A 14,015-nucleotide genomic window follows, 5' to 3' on the forward strand; every position below is an offset into this window, starting at 1 on the left:
GGACCACGCGCGCGCCGCACGCTCCGCGCGTACGCGCTCCTCCTCGCGCCATGCCGCCAGCGCCCGGCCCGACAGCCCGAACGCCTGCAACTGGACGCCGCCCCACGTCTCCTCCCCGGTGACCTGGCCCTCCACGGTGGCGCCCACCCCCAGCGGGACGGCGACGAACTGACGCACCGTGCCCTTTCCGGAGTTGATGCCGTCCAGCCACGGCTGGCGGGGCAGCACCACGTAGTTCTGCGGCTTTCGCGTCAGCTTCCCGCGCCACGGTTCGCCGGAGACGGCGCACACCTTGCCCACGCCCACCTGGAGCGCGGCGGGTTCGGTACTGCCCGCGAAGCTGAGCCACATGGCCTCGCGCAGATACACGGGCAGCATCACGCCGCCCCGCTCGAGCATCTGCGGCGGCACGGTATCGGCGTGGTCCTCGACGCGCCGTACCGGGAACTCGCCCAGTCCCGGCGGCAGCGGATGCGTACCCGATTCCGGCAGGCGCAGCGTCCTGATGAACCGGACCCGCACACCGTCGCCCAGCAACAGGCTGTTTCCCTCGATCCGCACGGCGCTCTCGGCCACGGCGAACTCCCCCTTTTCCCGGCACCCTTACGCTTTCGCTGGTATCACGACGCACGGCCGGTCCTGGTTCCGCTCCGGCCGTACGACTCCGGCGCAGAGCCGGTCACGCGGCACGCCGCCCCTACCGGCCGCCCTCCCTGTCCCCCGAAGGGGCCGGCATGGAGCGCGGTGCTCCTCGGCGCCGCAAGACTGCCGGACCGGTCCGGTTCACGGCGTGCGTGTACGGCGTGCGTGTACGGCGTGCGTGTACGGCGTGCGTGTACGGCGTGCGTGTACGGCGTGCGTGTACGGCGTGCGGTCGCGGCATGCGAAGCGGGGTGACGGCGTCCGCCCGGGGTGCGGAATAATGCGAACATGCGCATTTCAGCCAGGGCCGACTATGCGGTGCGTGCCGCGCTGCAGCTCGCCTCCTCCCAGGACGCGGGGCCGCTGAAGGCCGAGGCGATCGCGGACTCCCAGGGCATCTCGCACAAGTTCCTCGAAGGCATCCTCAACGACATGCGCCGCGGCGGCCTCGTGCTCAGTCAGAGGGGTGGCAACGGCGGCTACTGGCTGGCGCGTCCGGCGACGACGATCACCGTCGCCGACGTCATCCGCGTGGTGGACGGCCCGCTGGTCTCCGTACGCGGGGCGCGCCCGCCGGAGCTCTCCTACACCGGCCCCGCGGAGTCGTTGCTGCCGCTGTGGATCGCCCTGCGGGTGAACGTCCGCCGCATCCTCGAAGGCGTGACGCTGGCGGATGTGGCATCGGCCCAGCTCCCGCCGGAGGTCTCCGAGCTGACCGAGACGCCGGGCGCCTGGGCGAACCCCTGACGCAGGGCCACCCACGGGCCTGTCATCTCGGCGGCCGGAATCCGTCGTCCACCCTGCGGACACCCCCTTGGGCGGGAGCCTCGCCCTCTGTCAGTATCCCTACTAATCCAATAGGGAATTGGGATTCAAGGGGGGACCGTGACCGGCGACGCCATGCTGAAGGAGCCCGTGACACGGCCGGCAGGCGGCGGCGACGGTGCCGCCGGGCCGGCCCGCGAAGGGATCTGGCCACGCGTCATCCGGGAGGTCGCCGACGACCTCGCGGCGGACGCGCCCGCACGCGACCGGGCGGGCAAACCGCCGCTCGACGAGGTGGGCAGGCTGAAGGAAGCGGGCCTGCTCGCCCGGCTCACTCCCCCACGGCCGGGGCAGCAGGGCGCCGACTGGCGCTCGGCGGCCGCCCTCGTCAGGGAGATCGCCGCGGCGGACGGTTCGGTCGGCGAACTGCTCGCCCACCACTGCGCACTGGCGTGGAGCGCCCGCTTCTACGGCGGCCCGGCCGGCACCACCGAGCGCGGCGGATCCGACGGCACGCAGAGCGGCGTGCAGCAGGGCGCACGGGAGAACGGGGCGCAGGAGAACATCGAGCCGGGCAGCGATCGCCTGGACCCCGCCCATGGCTTCGAGTCCCGTACCGCCCACGAGCAGTGGCTGCTGGCAGGCGCGGTCGAGCCCGCGGGGAAGGAGCGGGCGGACTGTCCGATTCTGTCGCCTGCCGAGGGCGGGTACGTCCTCGACGGGCGCCAGGATCTGGCGGCAGGCGTCGGCGTGGCCGACCGGCTCGTCGTCGGTGCGCGCTGCCCCGTCACCGGCGACCGGCTGGTCGCCGTGGTGGACCCCGCCCGCCCCGGGGTGTCCACCCAGAACACGCACGACCTCGTCGGGCAGCGCCTCACCGGCTCGGGCAGCGTGCTCTTCGATCGTGTCGCGGTCCCGGCGGAAGACATCCTCGGCTCCACGTCCCGCGACGAGCACGCCGTGCGGCCCCGCGCGGCGCTCGCACCTGTCGCGCTGCGCCTTCTGCTGACCCAGGTCGCCCTGGGCGTCACGGAAGGCGCACTCGCCGAGACACGGGACGTGAGCCGCGCCGCGAGTGCCGCACCACCGTCCGCCGGCACGGACGACGGCAGCCTCGGCAACCGGCTGGGCGAGGACCCGTACGTCCTCCTCGCCTACGGAGAGCTCGCCACCGCCCTCCACGCCGCGGTGGCGGTCGTCGAACGGGCGACGGACGCCGTCGCGCAGGGGCTGCTCGCCGGACCGGGCCTCGCGGTGGACGACTGCGCCGACATAGCCGCCCTCGTCTCGGCGGCCGAGACGGTCACCGCCCGGTCGGCCGTAAGGATCACCACCCGGGTCCTCGAGCTCACCGGGGCGTTCGGTGCCGCCAGTCACAGCCCCCAGGGGTTCGACAGGTTCTGGCGCGACGCACGCGCGCTGACCCTCCGAATCCCGGCGGCCCACCGATTGCGGGACATCGGCGACCACTACCTCAACGGGACGCGACCCGGGCTCGCCCGGCGCCCCTGACCGCGCCCGCACGAGCGGGGTGTCGGGGCTGCCGGTGGGTCACGCCGGTCGTCGCAGACGGGAGGCGGCGCCCCGCATCGCTGAGGGGCTCGTGCCGAACCAGCGTGCCACCGCGCGCCGCAGGGTCCGCGCGTCACTGAAGCCGAGCATCCTCGCGATCCTGTGCAGCGGCAGGTCGCTGGTCGTCATGAGTTCCTCGGCCCGGACGAGACGGACCGAGTCGACGAGCGCCTCGTAGGTGGTGCCGTGTTCGGCGAGCCTTCTGCGCAGGGTCCGTTCGCTCATCCCCCGGGCCAGCGCCTGCTGCGCGAGCGGCGGGACGTGGGGCAGGCCACGCGCGACGGACACTTCCAGTCCCTGCACCAGGTCCTGGCGTTCACGTCCGTGCGTGCGCGCCGCGTCGAGCAGTCCTGCCACTTGGGCGAGGGTGTACGCGTCCGCCCCGGGCAGGGGCCGGCGCAGATCGTCGGCGGCGAACACGAGCCGGTCGTCGGGGGCGTCGAAGGTGACGGGGCAACGGAAGTACCGCTCGTACTCGTCTCCGTACGCCGGGCGGTGGTGGCGTACGGAGACGGAGTGCGGCGTGAACTCCTTGCGCCAGGCATCCCTGATCAGGGCCACGATGCTGCCGAACGCCTCTTCGAGGAGGAAGGCCCGCAGTTCCGAGTCGGTGTACCGGGCGGTCGCCAGGATCGCGGCACCGGCCGGCACGGCCTCCAGACGGTAGTCGAGCATGGACCCGGTCACCCCGTGGTGGCGGACTCCGAGCTCGACGGCGTCGCGGAGGGTGGCGCTGGCCTGGAGGCCGAGTCCGACCAACCCCCAGGCGGTCACCCGCTGACGGCGGCCCACCGCCAGGCCGAGCGCGGGATCGCCGAGCTCCCGCACGGCTTCCCTGATCACCGAGCTGCCCTGCCGGTAGGACACCCGCAGGCCGACGGAACTGAGTGCGGCCTCGCTGAGCCCGGCGCGGCCGAGGGCCGGGCTCAGGTCGTGACCGCGCTCGGCGGCCACGAGTGTGAGATAGCGCAGGAGATGGGGCGTGATGGTCGCCGATCCGTACCGCGGGTCGGAGAGACGCGCCGACAACTCCCCTTGTGCGGGCGTGTGTCCCCGTTCGTGCGGCACCGTCGCCTCACCTCCGGGCTGCCACTGTAGGGATGTCGGCAGCGGGAGGACAGGGGGCGTGGCCGCTGAAGTCCCGTTACTGGCCGGTTGAGTCCTCTCCACCGGCCTCCCGGCCCCCCTACCGTCGGTCACACCTGTCACGAACGGCTGCACGAACGGCACGGCACGACGCGGCGCTTCCCCCGCGTCACGGGCCGCTTGCACAGACGGCCGACCCGGATTCCGGTACGAGGGAGTGGACATGCGGTTGTTCCTCGGTTCGAACGCGAAGGCGCTCTCCCTGCTGCTGGCGGGATCGCTCGGCGCGCTGACCCTGGCGGCCGTGCCGGGAGCCGTCCCCGCGGGTGCGGCTCCGGCAGAGGCGACGGCTGCCGAGCCGACGACCTATCTCGTCGGCCGAGGCATCTCCGACGTCACCGGAGAGGCCGCGGAAGTCGGCATGATGGGCTACTCGAGCTTCGACCAGAAGGCGAGCGGCATCCATCAACGGCAGCGCTCGAGGGCTTTCGTCGTGGCGGACCGGACCAGCGGCAGCAGGGTCGCGTACGTCAACGCCGACCTGGGCATGATTTTCCAGTCGGTGCGGCAGGGTGTCCTCGCGAAACTCCGGGAACGCTACGGCTCGCTCTACGGCGAGCAGAACGTCCTGCTCTCCGCGACGCACACCCACGCGGGCTCCGGCGGCCACTCGCACCACCTGGCGTACAACCTGGCTTCGCTCGGCTTCCAGAAGGAGACGTACCGGGCGATCGTCGACGGCATCGTCGAGTCGGTGGCCGAGGCACACGAGGACCTCGCACCGGGGACCGTCACGCTGGGCCGGGGCGAACTGACCAATGCGAGCGTGAACCGCTCCAAGACCGCGTTCGACAGGAACCCCGCCGGCGACAGGGCGGCCTTCCCGGGCGCCATCGACCCCGCCATGACCGTGCTCCGCTTCCGGCAGGGCGGCAGCGACATCGGCGCCATCAGCTGGTTCGCCACGCACAACACGTCGCTCACGAACAAGAACACCCTCCTCAGCCCGGACAACAAGGGCTACGCGGCGTACGAGTGGGAGCACGACGAGAAGGGTGTGCGCTACCTCGACAACCGGGAGGGCTTCGTCGCGGCGTTCCCCAACACGAACGCCGGGGACATGTCGCCCAACCTGAACCTGAAACCCGGTTCGGGGCCGACGGAGGACGAGTTCGAGAACACGCGCATCATCGGCGACCGACAGTTCCGCAAGGCGCAGGAGATCTACGCCGGGGCAGCCACCCCGGTCAGCGGCAGCATCGACTCCCGGCTGCGGTACGTGAACATGGAAGAGGTCACCGTCGCCGGGAAGTACACCCCGGACGGCAAGGAGCACCGCACCTGCCCGGCCATGGTGGGCGCCTCGACCCTGGCGGGCAGCGTCGAGGACGGTCCCGCGATCCCCGGATTCACCGAGGGCATGAACAGCCCGGTGGCCGAGCTGCTGAAGCCGTTCGACATCGATCCGCCCGAGTGGCTGGTGGGCTGCCAGTATCCGAAGGCGAGTCTGGTGCCCACCGGGCTGGTCAACGCGGTCACGCCCACGACGCCCACGATCCTGCCCCTGCAGATCGTCAAGATCGGCCAGTTCCACCTGGTCGCCGGTCCCGCCGAGTACACGATCGTCTCGGGTCTGCGCATCCGCCGCACGGTCGCAGAGGAACTGGGCGTGCCGCTCGAGAACGTGCTGATGCAGGGCTATGCGAACGCTTACAGCCAGTATGTGACGACGCCGGAGGAGTACGACCTGCAGCAGTACGAGGGCGGCTCGACGCTCTACGGACGTCACACACTGCCCGCGTACCAGCAGGAGTTCGCCTCTCTGGCCGCCTCGTTGCGGGACGGCACGACCGTCGACCAGGGTCCGACGCCGCCCGACCAGTCGAGCCGACAGGTCTCGCTGCAGACCGGTGTGGTGATGGACAACCCGCCCTCGGGCAGGAAATTCGGTGACGTACTGAGCGGGCCCGCGGCCTCCTACAAGCGGGGGGCCACGGTGGCGGCCGAGTTCGTGACCGGGCACCCCAAGAACGACCTGCACCGCAACGGGACGTTCCTCGAGGTGCAGCGCCAGGTGAACGGCGCCTGGGTCCGGCACCTGGACGACGGCGACTGGGACACCACGTACCGCTGGGTCCGGATCAACGGCCTGACGGGCACTTCCAGGGCCGTCGTCACCTGGAAGATCGCTCCCGGCACACCGGCCGGGACATACCGGATCGTGCACCATGGAGACGCGAAGAGCCTCCTCGGCAGGATCAGCGCGTTCAGCGGGGCAACGGGAGCGTTCACGGTCGGCTGAGTGTGCTGATGCGCCGCCAGTGGTCGCGCCGGGCGCCCCCTGCGACCGGGAGCACACCCTGCGAACCGGGAGCGCAGTCGATCGCCGTATCCGGAATGTGATGCTCAATTTCAGCTCAGATGTAATGACGCTGGGCGCTGCAACTCCTTACTCTCCTCGCAAAATCGAGTGAAGGATGTCGCACCATGAAGGCCTACAAGTCCGCCGCGACCGCGGCTGTCACCGTGCTCGCAGTCGCCCTCACCGCAACCGCCTGTGGTGGGGACTCCGAGACCTCCGGTGACGGGCCGACGACCCGCGCGGACGCCAGGGACCTTCCGAAGCTGCCCACCTACACCGTCGCCAGGAACGTCGACATCGACTCCCCGACCCTGCAGAAGGCCCAGGCGGCCGGCAAGCTGGTCATCGGCGCCAAGAACGACCAGCCGTTCCTCGGCTTCGAGGACGAGACCGGCAAGCGCTCCGGCTTCGACATCGAGATCGCCAAGATGGTCGCGGCCGACCTCGGTTTCCCCGCCGACAAGATCGAGTTCAAGACGGTCGACACCGGCGTCCGCGAGGAGGCCATCTCCGACGGCGAGGTGGATCTGTACGTCGGCACGTACACCATGAACGACGAGCGCAGAAAGAAGGTCGGCTTTGCCGGCCCCTACTACATGGCCGGCGCCGACCTGCTGATCCGCAAGGACGACAGGACCATCGCGGGGCCGTTCTCCCTGCAGGGCAAGAAGGTCTGCTCCGCAAAGGGTTCGACGGCGCTCCGGGAGATCAAGAAGCCCGAGTACAACACCACGACTGTCGAGACCGCCAAGTACACCGAGTGCGTCCGGCTGCTGCTCGAATCCGAGGTCGACGCCGTCACCACGGACGACGCCATCCTCAAGGGCTACGCCGCCCAGCACCCGGACCAACTGAAGGTCGTCGGCCGCCCGTTCACGGAGGAGCCCTACGGCATCGGCATGGCCAAGGGCGACAAGGCCCTCCGCGATGCCGTCTCCGACGCCATCGTGGCGCACGACGAGAACGGCGACTACAAGATGGCCTACGACGCGACGCTCGGCCTCTCCGGCTCCCACTACGTGGGCCCGCCGATGGTGCTGCGCCCCTGACTCCTGCCGGCGGGCGGTGCGCATCGGCACACCGCCCGCTCGGACCGCGCTGTCCCGGTCCGGGCTGCCCACGCGGCCCGCTCGGTCCGCGCTCGCTCAGGCCTCGCCCAGGTCCGAGCTGATCCACCGCTGCGGGCGCATCCGGATGACCAGCTGGTCGCCGTGGTTCTGCCAGGCGAAATCGACGTAGGCCTCGACCTTCCCCGGTTCCAGATAGCGCGCCGAGATCTCCACCAGTTGCTCGCGGGTGGCCGCGACCGTCTCGACGACGGGGCCCTCGACCGAGACGTAGCGGACTGTCGGTTCGACGCGGTCGACCATCAGCGAGAACCGGCCGGCAGACGCGATCGCCCGCGCCTTGCGCGAGTCGCGGCCGGTCATGACCCAGATGTCGCCGCCGGGTTCGTACTGGTACCAGATGGGCACCGTGAGAGGCGCCCGGTCCTCCTCGCCGTCATCAACCGCGAGTGCTGCGACATGCGGTTCTGCCAGGAACTTCTCGCGGTCTTCACGGGTGAGCGCCACAGTGACTCCCTTGTCGGTTCGGCCGCCCGCCGGCGGGCGGTGCCCGTCCGGCTCTCCTCCCCTGTCAACAGCATCCCCGCCGCGCCGTGTTCCCGCCCACGCCGGACAGACTCGATCACGGCCGCAGACACGACCGCCCCGGCCGGGCAGAAGTGCCGGCCGGGGCGGTGCGAGGGGCGGCGGGCCGCCCGAGCCTTTGTCAGCTCAGGGTCGCCAGCGCCTGGTTGAAGGTCTTCGACGGACGCATGACGGCCGAGGCCTTCGCGGCGTCCGGCTGGTAGTAGCCGCCGATGTCGGCCGCGGAGCCCTGCGCCGCGATCAGCTCGCCGACGATGGTCTGCTCCTGCTCGCCCAGCGTCTCGGCGAGGGGCGCGAACGCCTCCGCGAGCTGCTTGTCCTCGGACTGCTCGGCCAGCTCCTGGGCCCAGTACAGGGCCAGGTAGAAGTGGCTGCCGCGGTTGTCGATGCCGCCCAGCTTGCGGCTCGGGGACTTGTCCTCGTTGAGGAAGGTGCCGGTGGCGCGGTCGAGCGTGTCGGCGAGGACCTGGGCGCGGGCGTTGCCCGTGGTCGTCGCGAGGTGCTCGAAGCTGACGGCCAGCGCGAGGAACTCGCCGAGGCTGTCCCAGCGCAGGTAGTTCTCCTTGACGAGCTGCTGCACGTGCTTGGGGGCCGAGCCGCCGGCACCCGTCTCGAACAGTCCGCCGCCGTTCATCAGCGGGACGACCGAAAGCATCTTGGCGCTCGTGCCGAGCTCCAGGATCGGGAACAGGTCGGTCAGGTAGTCGCGCAGCACGTTGCCGGTCACGGAGATCGTGTCCTCGCCGCGGCGGATGCGCTCGAGGGAGAACGCGGTCGCCTCGACCGGAGACATGATCTCGATCTGCAGGCCCTCGGTGTCGTGCTCGGCCAGGTAGGTCTTGACCTTCTCGATCAGCTGCGCGTCGTGCGCGCGGCCCTCGTCGAGCCAGAACACGGCCGGGACGCCGGTCGCGCGGGCGCGGGTGACGGCGAGCTTGACCCAGTCCTTGATGGGCGCGTCCTTGGTCTGGCACATCCGGAAGATGTCACCGGCGCTCACGACCTGCTCCAGCACCGCGTTGCCGGCGGCGTCGACGACGCGGACCGTACCCGTGGTGGGGATCTCGAAGGTCTTGTCGTGGCTGCCGTACTCCTCGGCCTTCTGCGCCATCAGACCGACGTTCGGCACGGAGCCCATCGTCGACGGGTCGAAGGCTCCGTTGGCGCGGCAGTCGTCGATGACGGCCTGGTAGACGCCCGCGTAGCTGCTGTCCGGCAGGACCGCGAGGGTGTCTGCCTCCTGGCCGTCGGGGCCCCACATGTGGCCGGAGGTACGGATCATTGCCGGCATGGAGGCGTCGACGATGACGTCGGACGGCACGTGCAGGTTGGTGATGCCGCGGTCGGAGTCGACCATCGCGAGGGCCGGGCCCTCGGCGATCTCGGCGTCGAAGGAGGCCTTGATCTCGGCGCCCTCGGGCAGGGCTTCCAGGCCCTTGTAGATGCCGCCGAGGCCGTCGTTCGGGGTGAGGCCTGCCTTGGCGAGCGCCTCGCCGTACTGCGCGAAGGTCTTCGGGAAGAAGGCGCGGACGACGTGGCCGAAGACGATCGGGTCGGAGACCTTCATCATCGTGGCCTTCAGGTGCACGGAGAACAGCACGTCCTCCGCCTTGGCGCGGGCGACCTGCGCGGTGAGGAACTCGCGCAGGGCGGCGACGCGCATGACGGAAGCGTCGACGACCTCGCCCGTGAGGACGGGGACCGACTCGCGCAGCACGGTGGTGGAGCCGTCGTCACCCTTCAGCTCGATGCGCAGGGTGCCGTCCTCGGCGACGACCGCGGACTTCTCGGTGGAGCGGAAGTCGTCCACGCCCATGGTGGCGACGTTCGTCTTCGACTCGGCGGTCCAGGCGCCCATGCGGTGCGGATGGGCCTTGGCGTAGTTCTTCACCGAGGCCGGGGCACGGCGGTCGGAGTTGCCCTCGCGCAGGACCGGGTTGACGGCGCTGCCCTTGACCTTGTCGTAGCGGGCGCGGATGTCGCGCTCCTCGTCGGTCTTCGGGTCGTCCGGGTAGTCCGGCAGCGCGTAGCCCTGCTCCTTCAGCTCGGCCACGGCGGCCTTGAGCTGCGGAATCGAGGCCGAGATGTTCGGCAGCTTGATGATGTTCGCTTCGGGCGTCTTGGCCAGGGCCCCGAGCTCGGCGAGGGCGTCGTCGATGCGCTGGCCCTCTTCGAGGTACTCGGGGAACTGGGAGATGATCCGTCCCGCGAGCGAGATGTCACGGGTCTCCACGGTGACACCGGCCGTCGATGCGTACGCCTGGATCACAGGCAGGAACGAGTACGTCGCCAGGGCGGGCGCCTCGTCAGTGTGCGTGTAAATGATGGTCGAGTCAGTCACCGGGTGCTCCGCTCTCCACGTCTGCAACATTGCTCGACATCAAGATATCCCGTGATCGCTCCCCACTCGACAGGGCCCTGCCCCGCGGCGGCGCCACCCGGTCCGACCGGGTGTTCCGGGGCCGCCGGCAAGGGTCGTCGCGCCTCCGCGACAGAGTCGTCGCGGAGGCATAAAGGGGTGGGGCGACGGGCTCGGCGCGCGTAGGCTCCGGCTCCGTGGACGTGATGAGCAGGAACAGTTTCCGCTCGGCGGTCGTCGCATGGGCGGCCGGCGGACCGGGCGCCCCGGCCGCGGCGGCGGCCGCGCATGAGCTGGCCGTGGCCGCCGGACTGCGCACGATCGTGCTCGTCGAGGGCCACAGCGACAGGGCCGCGGTGGAGGCGCTGGCGCTGCGCCACGGACGCGATCTCGATGAGGAAGGCGTCTTTGTCGTCCCCATGGGAGGTGCGACGAACATCGGCCGCTTCCTGGACCTGCTCGGGCCAGAGGGGCTCGACGTCGAGCCCGCGGGGCTGTGCGATGCCGCGGAGGAACGCTTCTTCCGGCGCGCCCTGGAGCGAGCGGGCCTCGGGTCCCATCCCGACCGTGACGCGCTGCAACGGCGTCGCTTCCAGGTCTGTGACGCGGACCTGGAGGACGAGCTCCTGCGGGCCCTGGGGGCCGAGGCCGTGGAGCGGGTGCTCGCCGCCCAGGGCGATCTGCGGCCGTTCCGCACGTTCCAGAAGCAGCCGGCTCAGCGGGAGCGGACCGTGCACAAGCAGCTTCGGCGCTTCATGGGCACCCACAGCGGACGCAAGATCCACTACGCCCGCATGCTCGTCGAGGAACTGGACGAGGAGCGCGTACCAGGGCCGCTGCGCCGATTGCTCGACCAGGTCTGACCGAAACGGTCGACCGGGCCGGGCAGGGTACGGAGAAGAAGGCGCGAAGCTCCGGCGGCCCTAGCGGCGGCCGACGGAGGCCATGCCGTCGCCGAAGTCGAAGATCCGCCCCATCTCGCGCAGCGTCTCCTCGGCAGTGCGTCGGACGTCGGCGGGCACGTCGCCCCGCTCGTCCACCAGGTCCGCGTAGATCGGTGCCTCGGTGCGGTCTGCGGAACTCATCTCGAACAGGGTCCTTTCCCAGGGTTCGCCTCGTGCCGCCACGGGCGACGGCCGAGAGCAGTGACCGAGTGTAGGAGGTGGCGTGTGCGCTCCTGTCGGCACCCCTTTCCCCCGCTTCCGCCGCGAGCCTCCTCGGCTCCCACCGCACCGCTGTGACCTCGGAGAACGAGGCGGTCAGGGTCCCGGTGGGGACGAGACCGGGTCCGGAGGTGTCTCACAGTGCGGTCGCGTCCGCTTCCGGGAGGGCCTGCTCGGCCCAGATCGTCTTCCCCGAGGGGCTGTGCCGCGTCCCCCAGCGTTCCGTGAGGCTCGCCACCAGCAGCAGTCCCCGACCGCCCTCGTCGAAGATCCGGGCCCGGCGCAGATGGGGCGCGGTGCTGCTCCCGTCGGACACCTCGCAGATGAGCGAGGCGTCCCGGATCAGGCGCAGCCGGATGGGATCGCCGCCGTAGCGGATGGCGTTGGTCACGAGTTCGCTGACGACCAGTTCGGTGGTGAAGGCGGCGTCGCCCAAGCCCCACTCCTCCAGCTTGGCCGAGGCGTGCCTGCGGGCATCGGCGACGACCGACGGATCGGCGGGAAGATCCCAGGACGCGTGGCGGTGGGCGTCGAGCCGGTGGGTGCGGGCGAGGAGCAGGGCGACGTCGTCGAGCGGGCTCTCCGTCAGCATCGCGCCCATGACGGTGTCGCAGGTCTCCTCGAGCGACGCCGGCGGACGGGCGAGGGTCTTGCGGAGCAGGGCGAGCGAGGCGTCGACGTCCCGCCCGTGGGCCTCGGTCAGGCCGTCTGTGTACAGGGCGAGCATGGTGCTCTCCGGCAGCTCGAACTCCGCCGCTTCGAAGGGCAGCCCTCCGACGCCCAGGGGCGGGCCACTCGGCAGGCCGAGCAGGGGCGCGGCGCCGTCGGGCCGGACGAGCACCGGTTCGGGATGGCCGGCGCTCGCCATGGTGCAGCGACCCGAGACCGGGTCGTACACCGAGTACAGGCAGGTCGCTCCCGCGACGGGCGAGCTGTCGGCGGCGTCCCCCGCCTCCTCGCGGTCCAGCTTCTGGACAAGGTCGTCCAACTGGGTGAGCAGCTCGTCCGGAGCCAGGTCCACCTCGGCCAGGGTCCGTACGGCGGTGCGCAGACGTCCCATGGTCGCCGAGGCCTGGACGCCATGACCGATGACATCGCCGACCACGAGGGCGACCCTGGCCCCCGACAGCGGGATGACGTCGAACCAGTCCCCTCCGATGCCCGCGCCCGTGGTGTTCGGCAGGTAGCGGGAGGCGACTTCCACCGCGCGCTGCCGCGCCGGCCGGCGGGGCAGCAGACTCCGCTGCAGGGCAAGGGCCGTGGCACGCTCGCGGGTGTAACGGCGTGCATTGTCGACGCACACGGCGGCGCGGGCGACGAGCTCCGCGGCCAGTTGCAGGTCGCGGTCGTCGAACGGGTCCGGAGTCCGGTGGCGGCAGAACACGGCCATGCCGAGGGTGGTGCCCCGGGCCTGGAGCGGCGCCACGATCGTGGAGTGGATCCGGTGGTCGCGCATGCTGCGGACCCGCTGCGGGTCCGCAGCGGTCCAGTCGCGCAGGGCCTCCTCGTCGACGGTGCGCCGCGCCGTCTCCCCCCGGGCCAGGGCGCGGCCCACCGCCGAGTCGCGGTCGAAGGAGTGCGTCGCCCCCAGTGGGACCACCGCTTCCGGACAGTCCTCCAGCACGGACGCCTGGGCCGCCCGGCACAAGGCGATGGTGCCCCTGCCGCCGACCGGCCGTCCTTCCTCGCCCGCGAGGACCGAGGCGAGCAGGTCGACGGCGACGAAGTCGGCGAAGTTCTCCGTGGCGAGCTCCGCGAGCTCCTCCGCGGTACGGCCCAGATCGAGCGTGCTGCCGATGCGCCGGCTGGCCTCGTTGAGGACGGCCATGCGCTGCCGCGCCCGGTACTGCTCCGAGGTGTCCTGCGAAACCATCGCCACGCCCTGGACTGCGCCCGTGTCGTCCTTCACAGGGGACAGGACGGCGACGCTCGCACCCTCCGGGCTGCCGCCGGAGAGGCAGGTCGCGTGGGTCCGGGGCTCGCCGGTCCTCAGCACCTGTTCCATGGCCTGTTCGAGGCCTTCCTCACCGCCGGCCAGGACGCCCGGCGCCACCTCGGCCGGCCGCAGACCGATCAGCTGCTCCTTCGGTCTGCCCGTCGTGCTGCACGCTGCCGTATTGGCGGCAACGAGCCGCAGGCTCCGGTCGAAGAACGTGACGGGGACGGGCAACTGCTCCAGGATCCGACGCTGCAGTTCGGGGCCGGGCAGCGCCGGATCCGGCCCGGCGCCGTCGTCCGGCCGACCGGTCACGTGTTGGGCCATCGGGTCTCCACTCGCCCTCTCGCACCGCGCCGCACACTGTCCCAGGAACCGCTCCCGGCTCTCCCAGCATGCTCCCGCGCCGCTGCCCGCTCAGCCCTCGCGCACCCGGATCACGGACCGCAGCAGATGGCAGACGACGTCCATCGCCTTC

At 71.1% G+C, this 14,015-nt stretch carries 10 protein-coding genes and 1 pseudogene; 5 read left to right on the top strand and 6 right to left on the bottom strand.

The window, feature by feature from the left end; translation table 11 throughout:
* Window positions 1-576 (bottom strand): annotated as a pseudogene (locus tag ABZ070_RS28745) (hypothetical protein); the annotation flags it as partial.
* Window positions 577-930: 354 nt separating this feature from the next.
* Between ABZ070_RS28745 and ABZ070_RS28750 the strand changes: the two are divergent.
* Together ABZ070_RS28750 and ABZ070_RS28755 are read left to right on the top strand one after the other, a co-directional pair.
* A complete protein-coding gene (locus tag ABZ070_RS28750) occupies window positions 931-1,389 on the top strand; it encodes an Rrf2 family transcriptional regulator (RefSeq protein ID WP_356638251.1) in 459 nt (152 codons plus the stop codon).
* Window positions 1,390-1,527: 138 nt separating this feature from the next.
* A complete protein-coding gene (locus ABZ070_RS28755) occupies window positions 1,528-2,919 on the top strand; it encodes an acyl-CoA dehydrogenase family protein (protein ID WP_356638252.1) in 1,392 nt (463 codons plus the stop codon).
* A 39-nt stretch (window positions 2,920-2,958) separates the two neighbouring features.
* Here the strand turns inward: ABZ070_RS28755 and ABZ070_RS28760 are convergent, their stop codons facing one another.
* Window positions 2,959-4,047 carry an AraC family transcriptional regulator gene (locus ABZ070_RS28760; protein ID WP_356638253.1) on the bottom strand — a complete coding sequence of 363 codons (1,089 nt, stop codon included), beginning with the start codon at window positions 4,045-4,047 and terminating at the stop codon, window positions 2,959-2,961.
* A 241-nt stretch (window positions 4,048-4,288) separates the two neighbouring features.
* On the opposite strand from ABZ070_RS28760, the gene ABZ070_RS28765 reads away from it, so the two are divergent.
* Window positions 4,289-6,367: a neutral/alkaline ceramidase gene (locus tag ABZ070_RS28765; RefSeq protein ID WP_356638254.1), complete on the top strand. Its 2,079-nt coding sequence runs from the start codon at window positions 4,289-4,291 to the stop codon at window positions 6,365-6,367.
* 185 nt (window positions 6,368-6,552) lie between these two features.
* A complete protein-coding gene (locus tag ABZ070_RS28770; RefSeq protein WP_356638255.1) occupies window positions 6,553-7,476 on the top strand; it encodes a glutamate ABC transporter substrate-binding protein in 924 nt (307 codons plus the stop codon).
* 96 nt (window positions 7,477-7,572) lie between these two features.
* Here ABZ070_RS28770 and ABZ070_RS28775 read toward each other — a convergent pair whose 3' ends face one another.
* Window positions 7,573-8,001: a pyridoxamine 5'-phosphate oxidase family protein gene (locus ABZ070_RS28775; RefSeq protein WP_356638256.1), complete on the bottom strand. Its 429-nt coding sequence runs from the start codon at window positions 7,999-8,001 to the stop codon at window positions 7,573-7,575.
* A gap of 199 nt (window positions 8,002-8,200) precedes the next feature.
* A complete protein-coding gene (locus tag ABZ070_RS28780) occupies window positions 8,201-10,420 on the bottom strand; it encodes an NADP-dependent isocitrate dehydrogenase (RefSeq protein WP_356638257.1) in 2,220 nt (739 codons plus the stop codon).
* A gap of 224 nt (window positions 10,421-10,644) precedes the next feature.
* Here ABZ070_RS28780 and ABZ070_RS28785 point away from each other — a divergent pair, with 224 nt between their 5' ends.
* A complete protein-coding gene (locus ABZ070_RS28785; protein ID WP_356638258.1) occupies window positions 10,645-11,301 on the top strand; it encodes a TOPRIM nucleotidyl transferase/hydrolase domain-containing protein in 657 nt (218 codons plus the stop codon).
* A gap of 60 nt (window positions 11,302-11,361) precedes the next feature.
* Here ABZ070_RS28785 and ABZ070_RS28790 read toward each other — a convergent pair whose 3' ends face one another.
* Window positions 11,362-11,523: a hypothetical protein gene (locus tag ABZ070_RS28790; protein WP_356638259.1), complete on the bottom strand. Its 162-nt coding sequence runs from the start codon at window positions 11,521-11,523 to the stop codon at window positions 11,362-11,364.
* A gap of 214 nt (window positions 11,524-11,737) precedes the next feature.
* Window positions 11,738-13,864 carry a SpoIIE family protein phosphatase gene (locus tag ABZ070_RS28795; protein ID WP_356638260.1) on the bottom strand — a complete coding sequence of 709 codons (2,127 nt, stop codon included), beginning with the start codon at window positions 13,862-13,864 and terminating at the stop codon, window positions 11,738-11,740.
* Window positions 13,865-14,015: the final 151 nt, after the last annotated feature.

Origin of the sequence: Streptomyces sp. NPDC006283 (assembly GCF_040613325.1) — a bacterium.
Classification (GTDB): Bacteria; Actinomycetota; Actinomycetes; order Streptomycetales; family Streptomycetaceae; genus Streptomyces.

Excerpts from the sequence above, each read along its gene's own strand:
- ABZ070_RS28765 (WP_356638254.1), top strand. The coding sequence starts at position 4,289 with ATGCGGTTGTTCCTCGGTTCGAACGCGAAGGCGCTCTCCCTGCTGCTG.
- ABZ070_RS28785 (WP_356638258.1), top strand. The coding sequence starts at position 10,645 with ATGAGCAGGAACAGTTTCCGCTCGGCGGTCGTCGCATGGGCGGCCGGC.
- ABZ070_RS28770 (WP_356638255.1), top strand. The coding sequence starts at position 6,553 with ATGAAGGCCTACAAGTCCGCCGCGACCGCGGCTGTCACCGTGCTCGCA.
- ABZ070_RS28790 (WP_356638259.1), bottom strand. The coding sequence starts at position 11,523 with ATGAGTTCCGCAGACCGCACCGAGGCACCGATCTACGCGGACCTGGTG.
- ABZ070_RS28795 (WP_356638260.1), bottom strand. The coding sequence starts at position 13,864 with ATGGCCCAACACGTGACCGGTCGGCCGGACGACGGCGCCGGGCCGGAT.
- ABZ070_RS28750 (WP_356638251.1), top strand. The coding sequence starts at position 931 with ATGCGCATTTCAGCCAGGGCCGACTATGCGGTGCGTGCCGCGCTGCAG.